Below are 19,179 nucleotides of genomic sequence, written 5' to 3'. Positions count from 1 at the left end.
TTTATATTCTGATCATCAGCATATTATGATTTATCTATGATGATTTTGGCTGAAACAATGGCAGTTTCAAGCCCTCCATAAACGAAGATTTCATTCTACGAATAATCAACGTTTTAATAAACAATCATAACTTGAGCCTAAAACCAAAAAACTTGCGATTTATAACTTGCAACCAAAACCAATAAAACCCTTTGTGTCAGTGCCAAGGGCTTTGTCCCTTTGCCCTCAGACCCCTAATGGCAGATCCTCCTACGTCGGATCTTGACGCTGACACAAAGAAAAACCTTGAAAACAGACTATCACGATGCATTTTGCGGCATCAGCGGTTTTGCCGGTTTTTCCTTGTGGTTGCAAGCCTGAGGTACGAAAGCTGTTTCTTCTTCGTCGCCGGCTTGCCGAAGCTTGCTTCGGAGCAAGTCGGCGACGAAGAAGAAACAATGGGCACAGCCCTTGCAAACGCAAGTGGTTTTATTTGGTTTTTGTCAGAAAAGAGTCCGTATCCCCGCCCTCCTACTTATGAATATCAATCGCATCAGACATGCACTATAATTTTGGGTGATGCATTGACGAACTCAGGAGCTAACATGCCCACATTATTTTACTTATAGCTCTACAGCAGCAAACCACGTATAATCGACTGACACATAAGCTATAACGGACGAAAGTACGGTCGACTAAAGACGCAGCAGCCGCTGTCGGGACAATCATCAAGCCGGATAGTTCAAGTTCTTCTCAGTGATGTTCTCCAGCACCTCGGTGAGGAATTTCTTTGCCTCCCACTTAGCCATCGGCAGATCGTGGAGTAGATAATTGCCGCAGTCGGCTGGCGCAGCACCTGGAATGTCGCCCTCGAAATCAGCGATGAACCGGAAGGTTCTCTTCATCAGTTCAACGATGTCGGCCGAATCATAATCTCCTCTGAGCAGCAGGTAATTACCTGTCAAACAACCCATTGGTCCCCAATACAAGATGCGGTCCTTCCACTCATCGTCGTTCCTAAGATAAGTGGCGGCTAAGTGCTCTATCGTGTGCAGGGCTCCCGGATGGAGCACAGGCTCACGGTTCGGTTCTTTCATACGGATGTCGAAAGTCGTAACTACCTCACCCCCGACTTCATCCTTACGGCTGACATAAATGCCACGTAGCAACTTCGTGTGATTAATTGTAAATGATGGTATTTTCTTCATTTCTTCAATGTAAAGATATTGTCTGTAAGATACTATGTCAATGATAATCAGAGTATTGCGTCGACGAGCCGCTGTGTTACCTCAAAGCTGTCGTTGGCAATACGGTCCCAGAAATCGAAATACTGACTGGCCTTTGTGTCCTTCAGCGGCACATCGCTGATAACACGGAACGAGACGAACGGCACATTATACTTATAGCAAGTCTGAGCTATCGAACAGCTCTCCATATCGACGGCCTTTGCATCAGGAAACTTCTCGAGAATTGAACGCATCTTATCCTTGCTGTCGACGAACCACTCTCCCGAGACCGTCAGACCGCTCACTATCCTATGTTTCGTACCGTCGTCGGCCGTCGTCGCGCCTAAATCGCTGATAGCGCAAGCCTTAGCGACGAGTTCCTCGGGTGCCTTATACCGCGCCGGCATACCCATGATCTGCCCATACTCGCAGTTGTCACCACAATAAGCATCATGATATGTGCACTCGCTTGCAACGACGACATCCATCACATTCAGACTGGTGTCGGCGCCACCGGCACATCCGCTCGAAATGATGAGGTCGGGACGCGAGTCACGAATCATCTCCACGGCACCGACAGCCGAGTTCACTTTTCCTATGCCACACTTCTGGAGGACAATGTCTTCGCGTCCGCGGAACAGCCGTTCGAGCTGCGCAAATTCCTTGTCCATTGCCACTATAATTCCTATTTTCATTACTCCGTACTTTTTTTCGTTCGCAAAGATAGTAAAAAATGGCGTAAAGAATACTTTTCTCAATACTTTTTATTACTTTTGCAAGCAATTATAGAGAAACTATAGATAAACAAACTAATGAATACATTGAAGAAATGTCTGCCCGACATTGCGGCAGTTATCTTTTTTATTTTAATCTCAGTGGCCTATTTCTTCGTGCCCATGACGCGCGGAGAAGTTCTCTACCAGGGTGACAACACCGCCGGCGCCGGCCTCAACAAGGATGTCGACGACCACTATGCCAAGACCGGCGACGTGTCGCACTGGACAAACACCGCATTCAGCGGTATGCCGACGTATCAGATGCGGTCGTCGTACAAGAGCACGAACATCCTCAACCAGTTTGTGCAGGCCTATCATCTGTGGCTGCCGCAGTACGTCTGGTATCTCTTCGCCTACCTCATCGGATTCTACATTCTCCTTCGCGCCTTCGACTTCCGTCAGATGTTGGCAGCGTTAGGCTCCGTGATATGGGCTTTCTCGTCCTATTTCTTAATAATCATCGCAGCCGGTCACTTCTGGAAAGTGATGGCTCTGGCCTATCTCCCGCCGATGATTGCGGGTATAGTGCTGGCCTACAAGGGTAAGTATCTGTGGGGACTGATTGTGACGACAATCTTTGCCGCCTTCGAAATCAACGCCAACCACGTGCAGATGACCTACTACTATCTGTTCGTAATCTTCTTTATGGTCCTCGCTTTCTTAGCTGTAGCCATAAAGAACAAGACCCTCCCGCAATTTGCCAAGGCCACTGTGGTTTGCCTCATAGCCGCCGCATTGGGAATAGCCATCAACAGTACGAACCTCTACCACACATGGCAGTACCAGAAAGAGTCGATGCGCGGAAAGAGTGAGCTGGCCAGCAAGACCGACCCCTCGAATCAGACAAGCTCCGGCCTCGACCGCGACTACATCACCCAATGGAGCTATGGCATCGGCGAGACATGGACTCTGCTCATTCCTAACGCCAAGGGCGGTGCCTCCGAGCCGATGATCAACAACAAGATTGTACAGGAGAAAGGCGATCCTCAGTATGAGCAGCTCTATCAGCAGATAGGCCAGTACTGGGGCGAGCAGCCGGGAACGAGCGGTCCCGTCTACGTAGGAGCATTCGTACTGTTCCTGTTCATCTTGGGACTGTTTATCGTCAAGGGACCGATGAAGTGGGCTCTGTTGGCAGCCACCATCCTGTCGATACTCCTCTCGTGGGGTAAGAACCTCATGGGACTGACCAATTTTTTCATCGACTACATGCCCATGTACGCCAAGTTCCGTACCGTGGCCAGTATCCTCGTCATCGCCGAGTTCACCATTCCGCTCCTCGCGATGATGACACTGAAGAAGATTGTCGACGAACCCGACTATCTCAAGACCCACATGAAGTTCTTCTGGATAAGTCTCGGCTGCACCGCCGGTATCGCATTGATATTCTGGCTCATGCCGGGTGTGTTCTTCGACTTCATCTCGTCGGCCGAGAACCAGGCTCTCGCAGCTATCCCCGCCGACCAGCTGGCTCCTATAAAGTCGAACCTTATCGGCCTTCGTGAGGACATCTTCCGTGCCGACTGCATCAGGACCATCATCATTATTCTCATCGGTGTAGTCCTCACTCTACTCTACAGGACTAAGAAAATCGACGCCAAGGTGTTTGTAGGAACGGTTATAGCCCTCTGTCTCTTCGACATGTGGCAGGTCGACAAACGCTATCTCAACGACGGAATGTTCGAGCCTAAGGATCAGGTCGACCAGCCGATAGCCAAGACTCCGGCCGACGACGAGATTCTCAAGGACAAGAGCCTCGACTACCGCGTGCTGAACATGACCACGAATACGTTCAACGAGAACAACACTTCGTACTATCATAACAGCATCGGTGGCTACCATCCGGCTAAGCTGCGCCGCTATCAGGAGCTCATCGACCACTACATCATGCCCGAGATGCAGAACATGAACAAGGTGCTCTCGCCCGAGAACCTCAGCCAGCGTGCCGACAACATGATGCAGGTGACCGACAAGAGCAATGCCATGCCGGCACTGAACATGCTCAACACCAAGTACCTCATCGTAGGACCGCAGAACCAGCAGCCCATAGCCATCGAGAACAAGAGTGCCATGGGTAGCGCTTGGTTTGTCAATAAGGTCGATTATGTCGACAACGCCAACGCCGAAATCGACGGCATCGGAAAGATAGACCTCCACCACGAGGCCGTTGCCGACAAGAAGTTTGAGGCTGCCCTGGGCCAGAGTGCCGTCAACGACTCCACAGCCAAGGTGACGCTCACAGCGTATTCGCCCGACAATCTGAAGTATGATTGCAGCTCGAAGAATGGAGGTGTCATCGTCTTCTCCGAGATTTACTACCCCGAGTGGACAGCCACCGTCGACGGACAGCCCGCCGAGATTGGCCGTGTGAACTATGTTCTGCGAGCCATCAACGTCAAGCCGGGCAACCACAAGATTGTCCTCGACTTCCATCCAAAGTCGATCACGACCACCGAAACCATCTCCTACATCGCTTCAGCACTGCTACTGATAGCCATCTTAGTGATACTCTTCATCGAGTTTAAGGAGAGAAAGAAGAAGGCTGTTGCCGAGGCATAAGCCATCAGTAACGGAAGAAGAACAAAAGAGTGAGGCCGCTGCCGCCATTATCAATACTTAATGGCGGTGGTTCTCCCCCACTCCATCACAGCAAACGCGGACTTCTGTAATAGCGAAATATCTTTACAGCAATCCAATACATATCATTTTAGCATCTAAAACGGCCCATTTCAGCTTGCGAAATGGACCGTTTCGCATCCTAAAACGGCCCGTTTCGCAATGCAAAACAGGCCGTTTTGTAATCGATTGATAAACAACCAGTTACAAGGACGAATTCTTTCATCGTCCACTATGAATAATATTAACCCAAGTTTGACGCTCTAATGTTTTTTTTCAGAATTTTTTCCAGTGTTTATAGGGGTTTGCGTGGTCAAACTGCTCAAAATCGCAATGTAGAACACAGCAATGTCGTAGGGATTGCTTATCTTTGCGGCATGAATTTTACGTCCCAAATACGTTACAACCCACAGACGTGTAAAGACGAGAAGTATTACCGTCTGAAGGAGTCCTATCGCGATGCCAGCGGTAGGGTATGTACTTTGATATTGCTCAATGTCGGGTTTATACATGACCTATCCCCAGAGCAGATAAGAGATGTTGCGCGTGGACTGACGTATCTGTACAATCACCAGAAGGATGTCCAACTTTGGGATGAGAAACTGCAAGGTTACTCGGAAGTGGTTCGTGACAGAGTGCATGCGTACTGGGCCAGACTTGTCGAGGAGGAAAAACTTGATATTGTGGGCAACGCCTACGAGAGAAGCAAGTCCAAGGCCAGGAAACGGATAGATGTTGACACTATGAGGCATACAGACGCAAGGGAAGTCGGCTGCGAATGGCTATGCCTGCAAACGATTCGTAAACTTGGTCTGGATACATTTCTCCGTTCTTTGGGATGGTCTGAGGACAAGGTGAAGGTCACTTTGGCCCATCTTATTACGAGGGCGGCCTATACTCCGTCCGAATTAAAGTCAATATCCATTATAAAAGAGAACTCTGCAGTGTGCGAACTCCTTGACCTTCCTATGGCCAAAATAACTCCAAGGAGGATATATCGAGTTGCCGATGACCTTTATTCCATAAAGGATAAGCTTGAGAAGTATCTTTGCCACAAGACCGACGACCTCTTCAAACCGACCAACCGCATTATGCTCTTCGATCTCACCAACTTTTATTTTGAGGGACGCAAGACCGGCAGCAAGAAGGCTGCCTTTGGCCGTTCAAAGGAGAAACGCAGCGACTGCAAGCTGCTTGTCCTCGCGCTATGCATCAATACTGACGGCTTCATACGTTACAGTGCGGTACTGGAAGGCAATACCGCCGATCCAAAGTCACTTCCCAACATGGTGGACGAGCTTATTGCTGAGAATCCGGCCAAATGTCCCGATAACGAGGGAGTGCTTGTAGTCATTGACGCAGGTATCTCAACTGAAGATAACCTCAAGACTATAAGGGACAAAGGATACAACTATCTTTGTGTATCCCGCAAAGCTCTTACCGAATACACCACCCCCGAGAATGCTCCCAAAGTCACAGTTTGCGATTGCTTGAAGCGCGAGATAACGCTTCAACGCGTAACAACGGCCAAGAATGACGACTGTTACCTCAAAATAGACTCTCCTGCAAAAGCGTTGAAGGAAGAATCCATGAACCGCAAATTCCGTGAGCGTTTTGAGGAAGGGTTGAAAAAAATCAGAAAGAGTACCCAATCAAAACACGGGATAAAAAACTACGGCAAGGTACAAAACAGGATCGGTGCCCTGCAAGGAAAATATCCCTCTATAAGCCGATATTACAATATAAAAGTTGAGGATGACGGACACGACAAAGTCGCTTCTATGACATGGGAGGTCAACATCCCGGACAAGGTGGAATACGGAACATACTTCCTCAGAACCAATGTGAAGAAATTAGATGAGGAAACGACCTGGAACTACTATAATCTTATACGTGAAATAGAATGCTCCAACCGGCAGCTCAAAACCGACCTCAGCCTCAGGCCCATATACCACCAGACTGACAATAGGGCAGACGCACACCTTTTCTTAGGGCTGCTGGCTTACTGGATAGTAAACACCGTGCGCCATCAGATGAAGGTTGCCCGGCGAAAGCAAGGCAAGGATGAGCATGGGCGGGAGCGTTCGACACCGTACTGGTCGGAGATCATGCGGATCATGAAGACTCAAAAAGCAGTTACTACCACAGCAGTAAATGCGCTTGGAGAGGCTGTCGAGACCAGACTGTGCAGTGTGCCTACAGATAGTGCAGCTGAAATCTACGAGTTGTTGAAAATCAGTAAAGTGCCATTTAAAAAAATAAAAATCTGTAGAACACAGTAGGACTTTTTAAAAACACTAAATTGCTGATACAGAACAACTAAGCAAAATACGATGTCAAAGTTGGGTTAACAAATTATATTCATAGCTTTCTTTCATCATCTTGTCAGACTGATTATACACTCCCGCGCTATTGGCCGCCCACACCAACCGACTCACCCCATAGATTTCAGTTGTCCCGTCGATGGATTTATAGCCATCCGGCACGCGTCGGCGAGGATTTTGTCGTGGTCGAAAGCTAATGGCGGGAGGCTGTCGAGCGGGAACCAGCGCGCGTCGTGGGCATCGTCGCCACCGCAGACATCACCGGCATCATCGACAATGGCCATATAAGCCACCGTGATTACCCTGCCACGAGGGTCGCGGTCGACCCGGTCGTAGGCACCGAGCTGACGGATAGCACCGACGTCGAGCCCAGTCTCCTCACGAAGTTCGCGGCGGGCGGCCTCAGCAGTGGTCTCGTCCATATTCATAAATCCTCCGGGGAAAGCCCAGCACCCTTTGTATGGTTCGTTGCCGCGCTCTACAAGCAATACCCGGATACCATCATCGGCGTGTGCAAAAACTATGCAGTCGGCCGTCAGAGCAGGCCGCGGATATTCGTAACTGTACATATCAGAGTCGTTTGATTATTCTGCACGGATTGCCGGCAGCAAGCACATTGTCGGGAATATCGTGGGTGACGACCGACCCGGCACCTATCGTCACATTGTTGCCGATGGTCACTCCGGGCACCACCGTCACGTTGCCGCCAATCCAGACGTTATTGCCCACATGGATAGGACGCGCATACTCCAGACCCTTGTTTCGATCTTCGACGTTCAGCGGGTGACCGGCGGTGTAGAAAGAGCAGCTTGGAGCAATGAAAACATTGTCGCCAAAGGTGACCTCAGCCTCGTCGAGGATGACGCAATAGGCATTGCAGAAGAAGTTGTTGCCTACCTTAATATTATATCCATAGTCGCAGAAGAACGGACTGACCACCGTGAACCCCTTCCCCGTCTTGCCGAAGAGATTGCGCAGTCGGCGGAAACGCTCCTCGCGGTTGTTGGGAGCTATCTGGTTAATCTCGAAACACTCCTGCTCACAACGGTGCAGGTCGGCGAGCACCTCAGGGTCGTGATTGGCATCGTAAAGCATGCCGGCCTGTTGTTTTTCTTTTTCTGTCATAATCAAATTTTGAAATTACTTTATTCGCTGACGGATGCAAAGATACAAATAAAAAATCAGCCGGAATGTCAAAAGACAATGATTTTCTTTTGCAGTGTCGGAGGTTTGAGCTACCTTTGTCGATGATATGGAATTCAGAACGATAGTAGACATACCACGGCCGGAGTTCGAGATACGTCCTATGGAGCCGATGCTCTTCGTAGGGTCGTGTTTCGCCGACAATATCGGCAAGCGTTTCAGCGACGAACATTTCGATACCGTCGTCAATCCTTTCGGCGTAATGTACAATCCCGCCAGCATCCTCCACACCGTCGACCGGTTGCTTGCAGGCGAGCGTCCGGAAGGTGACGACAAGGGCGAATTCGTCCCATCGACGGCCATTATCACCCTTGGCACCAACCACGTATATATCGAGAATGCCACGGGCGAGATTGTTGACAACTGCCGGAAGCGCCCGCAGAGGCTCTTCACCGAGCGGGTGCTGACCATCGACGAGTGCTACGGCTACCTGCGCAAGGCCGTCGAAGGACTACGGACAATAAACAGCGACATGAATATCGTGGTCACCGTCAGTCCGATACGCTACCGGAAATACGGCTACCACGGCAGCCAGCTGTCGAAGTCGGTACTGCTCATGGCCGCCGACCGCCTCGTCAGCGACTGCGGTGTGTACTATTTTCCGGCCTACGAGATTGTCAACGACGAGCTCCGCGACTACAGATTCTACAACGCCGACATGCTCCACCCGTCGGCGGTGGCCGTAGAATACATCTGGGAGAGATTCGTAGGTGTGGCTTTCTCGGACGAGGCAAAGCATTTTCTCGATGAATGGAAACCGATAAAAGAGGCCCTCGGACACCGTCCATTTAACCCAGAGTCGGCTGAATATAAAGCGTTTATGACACGGACACGGCAGCGCATCGAGGATATAAACAAGAAATACAGAAGGAAATAAACCGATGAATACAGAAGAGACACTACTCACCCTGCACGGCATCAAGCCTACGGCCAACCGCATAGTCATAGCCAAGGCCCTGAAAGCGGAGCGGCAACCGATGTCAATGGTGGAACTGGAACGGCAGATAAGGACCATCGACAAGTCGGGAATCTTCCGCACGCTGATGCTCTTCAAGGCCCACCACCTCGTCCACGCCATTGAGGACGGCGACGGAATGGTGAAATATGAACTCTGCACGAGCCATAATCCCGACAAGGACGAGGACATGCACGTCCACTTCTACTGCGAGGAGTGTCACCGTACGTTCTGTCTCTACGGCACGCCCATACCATCAGTCGACATTCCGAGCGGGTTCGAGATGGAAAGCATCAACTACATGATAAAAGGACTGTGCCCCGACTGTGCCCGGAAGAGAGCCCTACGGCAGTCGACAAAGGCATAGCCTGTGCACTTTTAAGGATACGAAGAGTCCTTGAAATGACTTGCTGCAGACTGCGGAATGCATTATAAGACGCTAAAAGAATTAAAATTCATTCTATTTTTTTGATTTCTCGCTCGTTTGAACTACCTTTGCATTCAAATAATAAATCATTGCAATGAACTATACTATCGAAAAAGTAACCACCCTTATCGGAGCCCGTCGGTTCGGCAATGCTGAGGCCAGCATCGGATTCCTGTTAACCGACTCTCGCTCACTGTGTTTCCCCGAGGAGACTCTTTTCTTCGCCCTGAAGTCAGAACGCAACGACGGTCATAAATACATCGACGACCTCTACCGCCGTGGAGTACGCAACTTCGTAGTGGAGCAGCTTCCCGAAAAATGGGAGGAAAGATATCCCAACTCAAACTTCCTGAAGGTTGTGGGAACGCTCGAGGCCCTGCAGCGCCTCGCCGAGCGCCACCGCGACGAGTTCGATATTCCAGTTGTCGGAATCACGGGCTCTAACGGCAAGACCATGGTTAAGGAGTGGCTATACCAGCTTCTCTCTCCGTCAATGGTCGTCACGCGGTCGCCGCGAAGCTACAACTCGCAGGTGGGAGTGCCGCTGAGCGTGTGGCTCATGAACGAGCAGACGCAGGTGGGTGTGTTCGAAGCCGGAATCTCACAGCCGGGAGAGATGCAGGCCCTGCGCGATATCATTCAACCGACTATCGGCATCCTGACAAATCTCGGGTCGGCACACCAGGAGAATTTCCCGTCGATGGCCGCAAAATGCAAGGAGAAACTGACTCTCTTCCACGACACTCAGGCCGTCGTCTACTGTCAGGACGATGAGCTCGTCAACCGCTGTATGTCGGAATTCGCTTATCACGGCGAGCAGTTGGCATGGTCGGTGAAGAACAACAAAGCCGCTTTCTTCGTAAAATTAATTGAGAAGAAAGACGTAACTACCACTGTAACATACGTTTACAACGGAAAGACCGAGGGTAGCTACTCTATTCCGTTCATTGATGAGGCAAGCGTCACAAATTCTATCGTCAGTGCCATTGCCGCTCTCTATCTCGGCATCACCACCGAACAGTTGGCCGAAAGGATGGCTAAACTTGAGCCGGTGGCCATGCGCCTCGAGGTGAAAGAGGGACAGCACGGGTGCACACTGATAAACGACTCGTACAATTCGGATATCAACTCGCTCGACATAGCCCTCGACTTCATGAGCCGACGCCCCGACCACAAGGGCCGTAAGCGCACGCTCATCCTCAGCGACATATACCAGAGCGGGCTCACCGACGAGAAACTATATCACGAAGTCGACGATTTGTGCGTACAGCGCGGAATAAAGAAGTTTATCGGAATCGGCGAACATCTACAGAATAACGCCGCGCAATTCGACAATATCGACGAAAAAAGCTTCTTCAAGAGCGTCGACGAGTTCATCCATAGTCCGGAATTCGGTGCCCTCAGCAATGAGGTAATCCTTCTGAAAGGCGCAAGGACATTCGGTTTCGACCGTCTAACGGAGCTTCTCGTACAGAAAGTCCACGAGACGGTTCTCGAAGTGAACTTAGGTGCCGTCGTCAAGAACCTCAACTGGTACCGCTCTTTCATGAAACCGACAACAAAGCTCGTGTGCATGATCAAGGCCGATGCCTACGGTGCCGGAGCCGTTGAGATAGCCAAGACGCTCCAGGACCATCGTGTCGACTACCTCGCTGTGGCTGTGGCCGATGAGGGCGTGACGCTCCGACGCAACGGCATAACGTCGAACATCATGATTATGAACCCTGAAATGTCGGCTTTCAAGACGATGTTCGACTACGATCTTGAACCGGAAGTCTACTCTTTCCGACTGCTCGATGCTCTCGTCGCTGCCGCACGGAAAGAGGGCATAACAGGATTCCCCGTACATATCAAGCTCGACACCGGCATGCACCGTCTGGGATTCGACCCCGAAAAGGATATCGACGAGCTCATCGACCGACTGAAACATCAGAATGCCATCATACCGCGCTCGGTATTCAGCCACTTCGTTGGCTCCGACAGCGACGATTTCGACGACTTCTCGGCCAAGCAGTTTGCACTATTCGACAACGCAAGCAAGAAATTGCAGAGTGCGTTCAAGCACAAGATTCTGCGTCATATCGACAATTCGGCGGGCATAGAGCATTTCCCTGAGAGACAATTGGATATGTGTCGGCTCGGACTCGGACTCTACGGCATTGACAGCCGGAACAACCACATTATTAATAATGTATCGACCCTGCGCACCACTATCCTCCAAATGCGCAACGTTCCTAAGGGCGATACAGTGGGATACAGCCGTAAAGGAAAGATTGATCACGACAGCGTAATCGCTGCAATACCAATAGGTTACGCCGACGGACTCAACCGTCACCTCGGCAACCGCCACTGCTACTGCCTCGTCAACGGACAGAAGGCTGAGTATGTGGGCAATATCTGCATGGACGTAGCAATGATCGACGTTACGGGAATCGACTGTAAGGAAGGTGATTCCGTCGAAATCTTCGGCGACGACCTCCCCGTGACAGTGCTCAGCGATGCTCTTGATACGATACCTTATGAGGTACTCACAACTATTTCCAACCGCGTAAAGAGGGTTTACTTCCAAGACTGACGCGCGCCGTTGACTGTTGGATGTCAGAGCAAGGAATAATTAAAGAACAGATGCATTATTTGTTTCTGTTCTTTAAAAAATCTTATTCTGACGTTCAACATTCAACTTTTTTTATTATCTTTGCAACCAGATTATCGAAATCAAACTAAACCTGCTTAAAACGAATCAAAAGGTAACATTTAATGGAACAAGTATTTAGTTACATCATCAGTTTCGGAGCCTCAGTGATGATGCCTATCATCTTCACAATCATAGGATTGTGCATTGGCATGAACTTTGGTAAGGCACTGAAGTCGGGACTCTTCGTGGGTGTCGGTTTCGTAGGACTCGGAATTGTGACAGCCCTCCTTACAGACAACTTCCAGACTCCTCTGAAATCTATTGAGGACATTTTCAACCTCAACCTCAGCGTCTTCGACATGGGATGGCCGGCAGCTGCCAGCGTGGCTTACAACACTGCTGTGGGCGCACTGATAATCCCCGTTTGTCTGGGCATCAACTTCCTGATGCTCATCACTAAGACAACGCGAACAGTCAATATCGACCTTTGGAACTACTGGCACTTCGCTTTCATCGGGGCCGTGGTTTACTTTCTGACCGGTGAGAACCTCGCTTGGGGCTATTTCGCTGCCATCATCTGCTACATCTTCACTCTGGTGATGGCCGATATGACCGCCGACAAGTTTCAGAATTTCTACAGCCTACCGGGAATATCCATTCCACAGCCATTCTGCCAGAGCTTTGTGCCGTTCACATTGTGCATAAACTGGGTTCTCGACAAGATTCCGGGATTCAACAAACTCGACATCGATGCCGACGGACTGAAAAAGAAATTCGGAGTGCTCGGTGAGCCTATAGTCCTCGGTGTAATCGTAGGAGCCATCATTGCGGCTGTTGCCCACGTCAGCGATTTCTCCAATTTCGACGCTTTCATGGCTAAATTGCATGAGACACAGCCCGCTGCAACAACCACCGACGGCGTAATGAAAATAGCAAAGGATATTCTCTTCCTCGGTGTCACAATGGGTGCAGTCATGGAACTTATCCCTCGAATCACAAAACTGTTCATCGACGGACTGATGCCTATATCAGATAAGACTAAGGAACTGGTAGACAAGAAGTTCCACGGCAAGAAAGTTCATATCGGTATGAGCCCGGCACTGGTCATCGGCCATTCCACATCGCTTGTTTGCACCCTGCTGCTGATACCTACATACATAGTGGTTTCTGTCGTACTGCCCGGCAACCAATTCCTGCCTTTGGCGTCGCTGGCCGGACTGTTCTATCTCTTCCCGATGATGCTGCCGTATACAAAAGGCAATGTCATCAAGACTTTCATCATCGGACTCGTGGCCCTTATCGTAGGATTGTGGTTCATCACCGATATGGCTCCCGACTTCACGAGTGCGGCAAACAGGGTCTATGAGCTCACAAAGGACAAGGCATCGCATGTGCCCGACGGATTCATGGCCGGAAGCATGGACTTTGCATCATCACTCATAGGATACTGCATATATGCGGCTGTGAAATACATTAAGTGGATTGGAGCTGGCATTCTTGTGGTCATTACCGCTGCAATGATGTACCTCAACCACCGCGAAATTGTTAAGGACGAACAAAAAACGAAATAATTATGAGAAAGAAAATATTTTTTATAGCAGCATTGTTCATGGCTACAATAGCCGGAAACGCTCAATGCAACTTCAAAGGTTACGAGGTAAAAGCTGAAAACGCTTACACATATTATAATGTACGGTGGGCCACGGGCCCCGAGGACGCAAAACATTATACTACCGACCGTCTGCGCAAGGAGTATCTCATCGAGAAGGTATTCGCTCCCGGTGAGGTCAACTGGACATACACCATGTACGACCGTTTCCTAATTGGTGGTGCCGAACCAACGGCAACACCCTTGAAACTGACATCGATAGCACCGCTGTATGTCGACGAAAGCAAGGGCACAAGCGGACGTAACCTCCTCGATAACAGGGAACTCGGAATCATCAATATCGGTGGTGAGGGAACGGTAACCGTAGACGGAAAGACATACTCTCTCGGTTTTCAGGATGCACTTTACATCGGTCGCGGAGCAAAAGAGATAACCGTAGCAAGTAAGAATGCGGCTGAACCAGCCAAATTCTACCTCAATTCTGCATGCGCGCAGACTACATATCCTACTAAAAAGGTAACCATGAAGGAGGCCAACAACATCAAGGCCGGAAAGATGGAAGAAAGCAACGACCGCGTTATCCATCAGATGATTATCGACGGTGTGGCCGGTGTGCGCACATGCCAGCTACAGATGGGAATCACAGAATTGAAGCCGGGATCGGTCTGGAACACTATGCCTGCCCACACACACCTGCGCCGTATGGAGGCATATATGTACTACAAGGTTCCGAAAGGCCAGAAAATTCTGCACGTCATGGGCGAGCCACAAGAGACACGGCCTATATGGATGAACAACGAACAGGCTGTCATCTCTCCGCAATGGTCAATCCACTGTGCAGCAGGAACAAGCAACTATACCTTCATCTGGGGTATGGCGGGCGAGAATCTCGTATACACCGACATGCAGGTGGTACCAATACCAGAACTGAAATAAACACTTAAAAAACTGATAAACTAACAAACAAAGAATGTCTACTATTAAAACTGCAAAAATGTCGAACTTCCGGTGGGTGATATGCGCTCTGCTGTTCATCGCAACAACAGTCAACTATCTCGACCGGCAGGTTCTTTCGCTAACATGGAAAGACTTTATCTCTCCTGAATTCCACTGGACTGATAACGATTATGGAACAATAACAGGATGGTTCTCCATCTTCTACGCCATCGCAAACCTCTTTGCGGGTAAGTTCATCGACTGGATGGGCACGAAGAAAGGCTACCTTATTGCCATCGGCGTGTGGTCGACAGGCGCTGTGCTGCACGCTTGCTGTGGCGAGGTGGCAATGTGGATTGAGGGCTATCCCAACATCGAGGCTCTCCGCCTCGTACAGGCCGGAAGCGACGCAGCCGTGGCAATATCGACCGTAAGCGTCTACCTGTTCCTCTCATGCCGACTCATCCTTGCCGTTGGTGAGGCCGGAAACTTCCCTGCTGCCATAAAGGTGACTGCAGAGTACTTCCCAAAGAAGGACCGCGCTTTCGCTACTTCTATCTTCAATAGCGGTGCATCGATAGGTGCATTGGCTGCTCCGGCAACAATCCCATTGATAGCACGTGCCTTAGGATGGGAAATGGCTTTCGTCATCATCGGTGTGCTTGGTTACATCTGGATGGGATTCTGGGTACTGCTCTACGACAAACCAGCAAAGAACAAGCACGTAAATGAGGCCGAGCTCGCATATATCGAGCAGGACGACAAAGAGGCCGATCCAAAGGAAGAAGCTGAGAAAGAGGATTCTGAACAGCCTACCATCGGATTCCTGAAGTGCTTCACATTCCGTCAGACGTGGTCGTTCATAACAGGAAAGTTCCTTACCGACGGCGTTTGGTGGTTCTTCCTCTTCTGGGCTCCGGCATATTTCTCCGACCAGTACGGTTACGCCTCCGACTCACCTCAGGCTATTGCGCTCATCTTTACACTTTATGCTATAGTGACGGTACTGAGCATCTTCGGTGGCTATCTGCCAACTTATTTCGTCGATAAACTCGGTATGAACCCTTATCTCGGACGCATGAGAGCTATGCTTATCTTCGCTTGCTTCCCACTCCTTGGTCTGCTCGCGCAGCCAATGGGACAGATAAGTCCTTGGTGGCCAGCAATTATCATCGGTCTGCTCGGTGCAGGTCATCAGGCTTGGTCGGCCAATCTGTACAGCACTATCGGTGATATGTTCCCAAAATCGACCATCGCTACAATCACTGGAATAGGAGCAATGGCAGGAGGTGTGGGTTCCTTCCTCATCAACAAGGGCTCAGGACTGCTCTTCACCTATGCCGAAAATAAGGGCGATGCCTTCTCTTTCATGGGTTTCGACGGCAAGCCTGCCGGATACATGATTGTCTTCTGTATCTGCGCTGTGGCCTATCTCATAGGCTGGTGCATAATGAAGATGCTCGTTCCGAAGTACAAACCTATCGTTGTTGAATAAGAAAAACCCGCCCGCGAGGGTCGGCCAACAAGAATATACAAAATATTTTGGAGTGGATTCTTTCGGAGTCCACTCTTTTTTTATATCTTTGCCGAATAATAAAATGCAATTATGGAGACACTACTTTTTCTTCTCATCGGCATTGCAATAGGTGCCTTGGTCGTTTTTCTGACAATGAATAACAAAATCAACAAAACAGGAAAAGACTATGAGGCCAATATCAGTAAGCAACAAGCTCAATTCCAGGCTGAAAAAGCAGCACTGCAACAGAAAATCACTGTGGCACAGACACTTTTGGAGTCGGAGCGTAAGGCCGCAACAGAGAAGTTGAACGCCGAGAGAGACCATGCCGAGTCGCTGCGACAAGAGCAGCAACGGCAATACGACGCATCTGCAAAAGCTGTGCGCCAGGAGGTACTGAACATAGCGACAAAAATGCTGAGCGAATCGAAGCAGCAACTGACTTCTGAGAACAAAGAGAAGATTGACGCTCTGCTCTCCCCTCTTAAAGATCAGATAGAATCGTTCAACAAGAACATCACTGCGTCAACGAAAGAGGGTACCGCCAACAAGACAGAGATAAAAACGGTCTTCGAGGATGCTATAAAAAAGATTCATGACGAGCAGGAACAGACAGTTAAGAACATGCGCGAGATGCAGGATATGGCTGTGCGCGAGCTGAAAGAGCAGACCGAAAAAATCGGCAACGACGCTCAAGCACTTAGCAAAGCGCTCAAAGGCGACTCGAAAACGCAGGGCGACTGGGGAGAAATGATTCTTGAAAAAACGCTCGATGACTGTGGTCTGGAAAAGAATAAACAGTATTTCTTGCAGCAAAATTTCAAGGGCAACGACGGCAACAACTACCGTCCGGATGCCATCGTGGAGTTTCCTAACGGTGAACGCGCGGTCATCGACTCAAAAGTTTCGCTTACAGCATATCACGAGGCATTGCAAGCCCAAGACGAGAGCGAAGGCGAAAAACTGATGAAAGAGCATGTAAAATCGGTGAAAAAGCACATCGACGAACTCTCTGCCGTCAATTATGACAAGATTGTTCCAGGATGCATCGGCTATGTTCTGATGTTCATACCTTACGAGAGCGGATACGCGGCAGCATTGAAGACGGAACCGGGCATACTGCAATATGCATACCGAAAGCACATCATCGTTCTGAGTCCGTCTAATCTGCTGATGGCTTTACAGTTGACTCACACCATGTGGCAGAACTACAGAATGAACAAAAACGTGGAAGAAATACTGCGGCAGTCAAATGAATTGTACGACAAATTCTGCACTTTCGCCAATGTTTACGCAAGCATCGGCACCGATATTGAGCGCCTTCACAATGATTACGAGAAAAGCCGGGGACAGCTGAACAGCGGCAAAGGAAACATTATCAGGCGGTTGGACAACCTGAAAACTCTCGGAATAAACCCTAAAAAGGAGATTCCCGACAGCCTTCAGGGGTGAGTAAATACTACCACACGGCTACGACTCAATCTTTAAAATTATGACTTACATAACATAATTGCTCTTTTTGCTACCTTGGAACATCGTTACATCCAACGTCCAACAGAGACAGTCACCAATCCCTAATGCTTACGACTATAGTTCTTACATTAGCCAGCATTATTATATAGAGGCATGGAGCAATAAGATAATATCGGTAACGTGTTGTAAAAATAATTCACATCAGGCCGTTCTTCACACCAACTTTGTACGATGTTGACTATCAACAGGTTACTAATACATATCATTTTGCGTTGCAAAACGGCCCGTTTTAGGATGCCAAACGGACCGTTTCGCAAGCTGAAATGGACCGTTTTGCAAGCAGAAATGATACATATTGGAATGGTGTAAATATATTTCAGCAATGGATTGTCGTAGTGCTGTTCATTTAGAACAGTAAGAACTGCTAAGAAGAAACATTTTCTACAGATGAATCTCAGCACCCATAGGAAACTTTAAACCTCATAGAGAAAGAGGATTTTACTGCTCTCCAGCGCGCTTCATCGACCAAATTTGTCCCACTACTCCCAATAACACGCAGCCCAGTGCTGACAGCAAAAGCAAATTACTATTGCACTTAAAGAAATAGTCGACGGCAAAAAGAACGACACCGACAACAATAAGAATGATACCAATATAATCGAGAATCTGTTTCATAACTTATAGTAAATCGGCGGCAAAGATAATGGAAACAACGCAAATAAAGACGAGTAAATCTATAAATTTTGTTAAAACAGAAAAGTCTATAAGCTATGACATACCGTTAACTCACAAAAAATGAGTACCTTTGCACCGCGTTTTTGAAAAGCGCAAGAAATAAATTATTAATTACAATCAAAAGTAGTATGAATCAATACGAAACCGTTTTCATTTTGACTCCCGTTTTGTCTGATGTTCAGGCAAAGGAAACGGTCGCTAAATTCAAGAAACTGCTCACCGACAATGGTGCTGAGATCTTGAACGAAGAGGCTTGGGGTCTGAAGAAGTTGGCTTACAACATCCAGAAGAAGTCTTCAGGCTTCTACAATCTGTTGGAGTTCAAGGCAGAACCATCAGTTGTTAACACTCTCGAGACAGGATTCCGTCGTGACGAGAGAGTAATTCGTTTCATCACCGTCAAGCTCGACAAGTACGCAGCTCAGTATGCTGAGAAGCGTCGTAACAAGCTTGCAAGCAAAAAGGAGGCATAATCATGGCTGAGCAGAAAAAGAGTGAAATCCGTTATCTTACCGCTCCTTCTATCGACACACGCAAGAAGAAGTACTGTCGTTTCAAGAAGAGTGGAATAAAGTACATCGACTACAAGGACCCTGAGTTCCTGAAGAAATTCCTCAACGAGCAGGGCAAGATTCTTCCTCGTCGCATCACCGGAACATCGCTGAAGTATCAGCGTCGTGTTGCACAGGCTGTAAAGCGCGCACGCCAGATTGCACTGCTTCCATACGTAACCGACATGATGAAGTAATTTAAAGAGGAGGCAAGAATT

16 protein-coding genes are annotated in these 19,179 nt (G+C 49.0%); 11 read left to right on the top strand and 5 right to left on the bottom strand.

Annotation, left to right across the window (positions count from 1 at the left end; translation table 11 throughout):
* Window positions 1-707: 707 nt before the first annotated feature.
* Both LDN30_RS04895 and mtnN read right to left on the bottom strand, forming a co-directional pair.
* Window positions 708-1,187, bottom strand: coding sequence for an S-ribosylhomocysteine lyase (locus LDN30_RS04895; protein WP_223925769.1), 480 nt, complete (start codon window positions 1,185-1,187; stop codon window positions 708-710).
* Between the two features lie 47 nt (window positions 1,188-1,234).
* A complete protein-coding gene (gene mtnN, locus LDN30_RS04890; RefSeq protein ID WP_223928840.1) occupies window positions 1,235-1,900 on the bottom strand; it encodes a 5'-methylthioadenosine/S-adenosylhomocysteine nucleosidase in 666 nt (221 codons plus the stop codon).
* Window positions 1,901-2,017: 117 nt separating this feature from the next.
* Here mtnN and LDN30_RS04885 point away from each other — a divergent pair, with 117 nt between their 5' ends.
* Complete coding sequence (locus LDN30_RS04885) at window positions 2,018-4,540, top strand: YfhO family protein (RefSeq protein WP_223928839.1); 2,523 nt, start codon at window positions 2,018-2,020, stop codon at window positions 4,538-4,540.
* 434 nt (window positions 4,541-4,974) lie between these two features.
* The gene (locus LDN30_RS04880) at window positions 4,975-6,879 is read left to right on the top strand and encodes an IS1634 family transposase (RefSeq protein ID WP_223925324.1); all 1,905 of its coding nucleotides are present in this window, start codon (window positions 4,975-4,977) and stop codon (window positions 6,877-6,879) included.
* Window positions 6,880-7,031: 152 nt separating this feature from the next.
* Here LDN30_RS04880 and LDN30_RS04875 read toward each other — a convergent pair whose 3' ends face one another.
* Both LDN30_RS04875 and LDN30_RS04870 read right to left on the bottom strand, forming a co-directional pair.
* Window positions 7,032-7,490 carry an NUDIX domain-containing protein gene (locus LDN30_RS04875; protein ID WP_223928838.1) on the bottom strand — a complete coding sequence of 153 codons (459 nt, stop codon included), beginning with the start codon at window positions 7,488-7,490 and terminating at the stop codon, window positions 7,032-7,034.
* 1 nt (window position 7,491) lies between these two features.
* The gene (locus LDN30_RS04870) at window positions 7,492-8,046 is read right to left on the bottom strand and encodes a sugar O-acetyltransferase (protein ID WP_223928837.1); all 555 of its coding nucleotides are present in this window, start codon (window positions 8,044-8,046) and stop codon (window positions 7,492-7,494) included.
* A gap of 127 nt (window positions 8,047-8,173) precedes the next feature.
* Between LDN30_RS04870 and LDN30_RS04865 the strand changes: the two genes are divergently transcribed.
* The 7 genes from LDN30_RS04865 to LDN30_RS04835 all read left to right on the top strand — a co-directional run bounded on the left by LDN30_RS04865 (window position 8,174) and on the right by LDN30_RS04835 (window position 17,654).
* Window positions 8,174-9,001 (top strand): GSCFA domain-containing protein, encoded by an 828-nt coding sequence (locus tag LDN30_RS04865; RefSeq protein ID WP_223928836.1) that lies wholly within the window; start codon window positions 8,174-8,176, stop codon window positions 8,999-9,001.
* A gap of 4 nt (window positions 9,002-9,005) precedes the next feature.
* Window positions 9,006-9,446, top strand: a complete 441-nt coding sequence (locus tag LDN30_RS04860; protein WP_223928835.1) for a Fur family transcriptional regulator — start codon at window positions 9,006-9,008, stop codon at window positions 9,444-9,446.
* A gap of 154 nt (window positions 9,447-9,600) precedes the next feature.
* On the top strand, window positions 9,601-12,081 hold the full coding sequence (locus LDN30_RS04855) for a bifunctional UDP-N-acetylmuramoyl-tripeptide:D-alanyl-D-alanine ligase/alanine racemase (RefSeq protein WP_223928834.1): 2,481 nt from the start codon (window positions 9,601-9,603) through the stop codon (window positions 12,079-12,081).
* Between the two features lie 182 nt (window positions 12,082-12,263).
* On the top strand, window positions 12,264-13,712 hold the full coding sequence (locus LDN30_RS04850) for a PTS galactitol transporter subunit IIC (protein WP_223928833.1): 1,449 nt from the start codon (window positions 12,264-12,266) through the stop codon (window positions 13,710-13,712).
* Between the two features lie 2 nt (window positions 13,713-13,714).
* A complete protein-coding gene (kduI, locus tag LDN30_RS04845) occupies window positions 13,715-14,686 on the top strand; it encodes a 5-dehydro-4-deoxy-D-glucuronate isomerase (protein ID WP_223928832.1) in 972 nt (323 codons plus the stop codon).
* Between the two features lie 34 nt (window positions 14,687-14,720).
* Window positions 14,721-16,181, top strand: a complete 1,461-nt coding sequence (locus LDN30_RS04840) for an MFS transporter (protein ID WP_223925759.1) — start codon at window positions 14,721-14,723, stop codon at window positions 16,179-16,181.
* Window positions 16,182-16,292: 111 nt separating this feature from the next.
* On the top strand, window positions 16,293-17,654 hold the full coding sequence (locus LDN30_RS04835; RefSeq protein ID WP_223928831.1) for a DNA recombination protein RmuC: 1,362 nt from the start codon (window positions 16,293-16,295) through the stop codon (window positions 17,652-17,654).
* A 519-nt stretch (window positions 17,655-18,173) separates the two neighbouring features.
* Here LDN30_RS04835 and LDN30_RS04830 read toward each other — a convergent pair.
* Window positions 18,174-18,350 carry a hypothetical protein gene (locus LDN30_RS04830; protein WP_223925757.1) on the bottom strand — a complete coding sequence of 59 codons (177 nt, stop codon included), beginning with the start codon at window positions 18,348-18,350 and terminating at the stop codon, window positions 18,174-18,176.
* Window positions 18,351-18,538: 188 nt separating this feature from the next.
* On the opposite strand from LDN30_RS04830, the gene rpsF reads away from it, so the two are divergent.
* Both rpsF and rpsR read left to right on the top strand, forming a co-directional pair.
* The gene (gene rpsF, locus LDN30_RS04825) at window positions 18,539-18,883 is read left to right on the top strand and encodes a 30S ribosomal protein S6 (protein ID WP_223925756.1); all 345 of its coding nucleotides are present in this window, start codon (window positions 18,539-18,541) and stop codon (window positions 18,881-18,883) included.
* Window positions 18,884-18,885: 2 nt separating this feature from the next.
* Window positions 18,886-19,158 carry a 30S ribosomal protein S18 gene (gene rpsR, locus LDN30_RS04820; protein ID WP_223925755.1) on the top strand — a complete coding sequence of 91 codons (273 nt, stop codon included), beginning with the start codon at window positions 18,886-18,888 and terminating at the stop codon, window positions 19,156-19,158.
* The last annotated feature ends 21 nt before the right edge of the window (window positions 19,159-19,179 follow it).

The organism is Prevotella lacticifex, assembly GCF_019973375.1.
In the GTDB taxonomy this organism is placed as follows: Bacteria; Bacteroidota; Bacteroidia; order Bacteroidales; family Bacteroidaceae; genus Prevotella; species Prevotella lacticifex.
The sequence above is the reverse complement of the archived record's forward strand: the minus strand, read 5'-3'. Positions and strand labels throughout refer to the sequence as shown.

Coding starts and splice junctions, on each gene's coding strand:
- LDN30_RS04885 (WP_223928839.1), top strand. CDS start 2,018: ATGAATACATTGAAGAAATGTCTGCCCGACATTGCGGCAGTTATCTTT.
- LDN30_RS04860 (WP_223928835.1), top strand. CDS start 9,006: ATGAATACAGAAGAGACACTACTCACCCTGCACGGCATCAAGCCTACG.
- LDN30_RS04855 (WP_223928834.1), top strand. CDS start 9,601: ATGAACTATACTATCGAAAAAGTAACCACCCTTATCGGAGCCCGTCGG.
- LDN30_RS04875 (WP_223928838.1), bottom strand. CDS start 7,490: ATGTACAGTTACGAATATCCGCGGCCTGCTCTGACGGCCGACTGCATA.
- rpsR (WP_223925755.1), top strand. CDS start 18,886: ATGGCTGAGCAGAAAAAGAGTGAAATCCGTTATCTTACCGCTCCTTCT.
- LDN30_RS04840 (WP_223925759.1), top strand. CDS start 14,721: ATGTCTACTATTAAAACTGCAAAAATGTCGAACTTCCGGTGGGTGATA.
- LDN30_RS04835 (WP_223928831.1), top strand. CDS start 16,293: ATGGAGACACTACTTTTTCTTCTCATCGGCATTGCAATAGGTGCCTTG.
- LDN30_RS04880 (WP_223925324.1), top strand. CDS start 4,975: ATGAATTTTACGTCCCAAATACGTTACAACCCACAGACGTGTAAAGAC.
- LDN30_RS04865 (WP_223928836.1), top strand. CDS start 8,174: ATGGAATTCAGAACGATAGTAGACATACCACGGCCGGAGTTCGAGATA.
- LDN30_RS04850 (WP_223928833.1), top strand. CDS start 12,264: ATGGAACAAGTATTTAGTTACATCATCAGTTTCGGAGCCTCAGTGATG.
- kduI (WP_223928832.1), top strand. CDS start 13,715: ATGAGAAAGAAAATATTTTTTATAGCAGCATTGTTCATGGCTACAATA.
- rpsF (WP_223925756.1), top strand. CDS start 18,539: ATGAATCAATACGAAACCGTTTTCATTTTGACTCCCGTTTTGTCTGAT.
- LDN30_RS04830 (WP_223925757.1), bottom strand. CDS start 18,350: ATGAAACAGATTCTCGATTATATTGGTATCATTCTTATTGTTGTCGGT.
- mtnN (WP_223928840.1), bottom strand. CDS start 1,900: ATGAAAATAGGAATTATAGTGGCAATGGACAAGGAATTTGCGCAGCTC.
- LDN30_RS04895 (WP_223925769.1), bottom strand. CDS start 1,187: ATGAAGAAAATACCATCATTTACAATTAATCACACGAAGTTGCTACGT.
- LDN30_RS04870 (WP_223928837.1), bottom strand. CDS start 8,046: ATGACAGAAAAAGAAAAACAACAGGCCGGCATGCTTTACGATGCCAAT.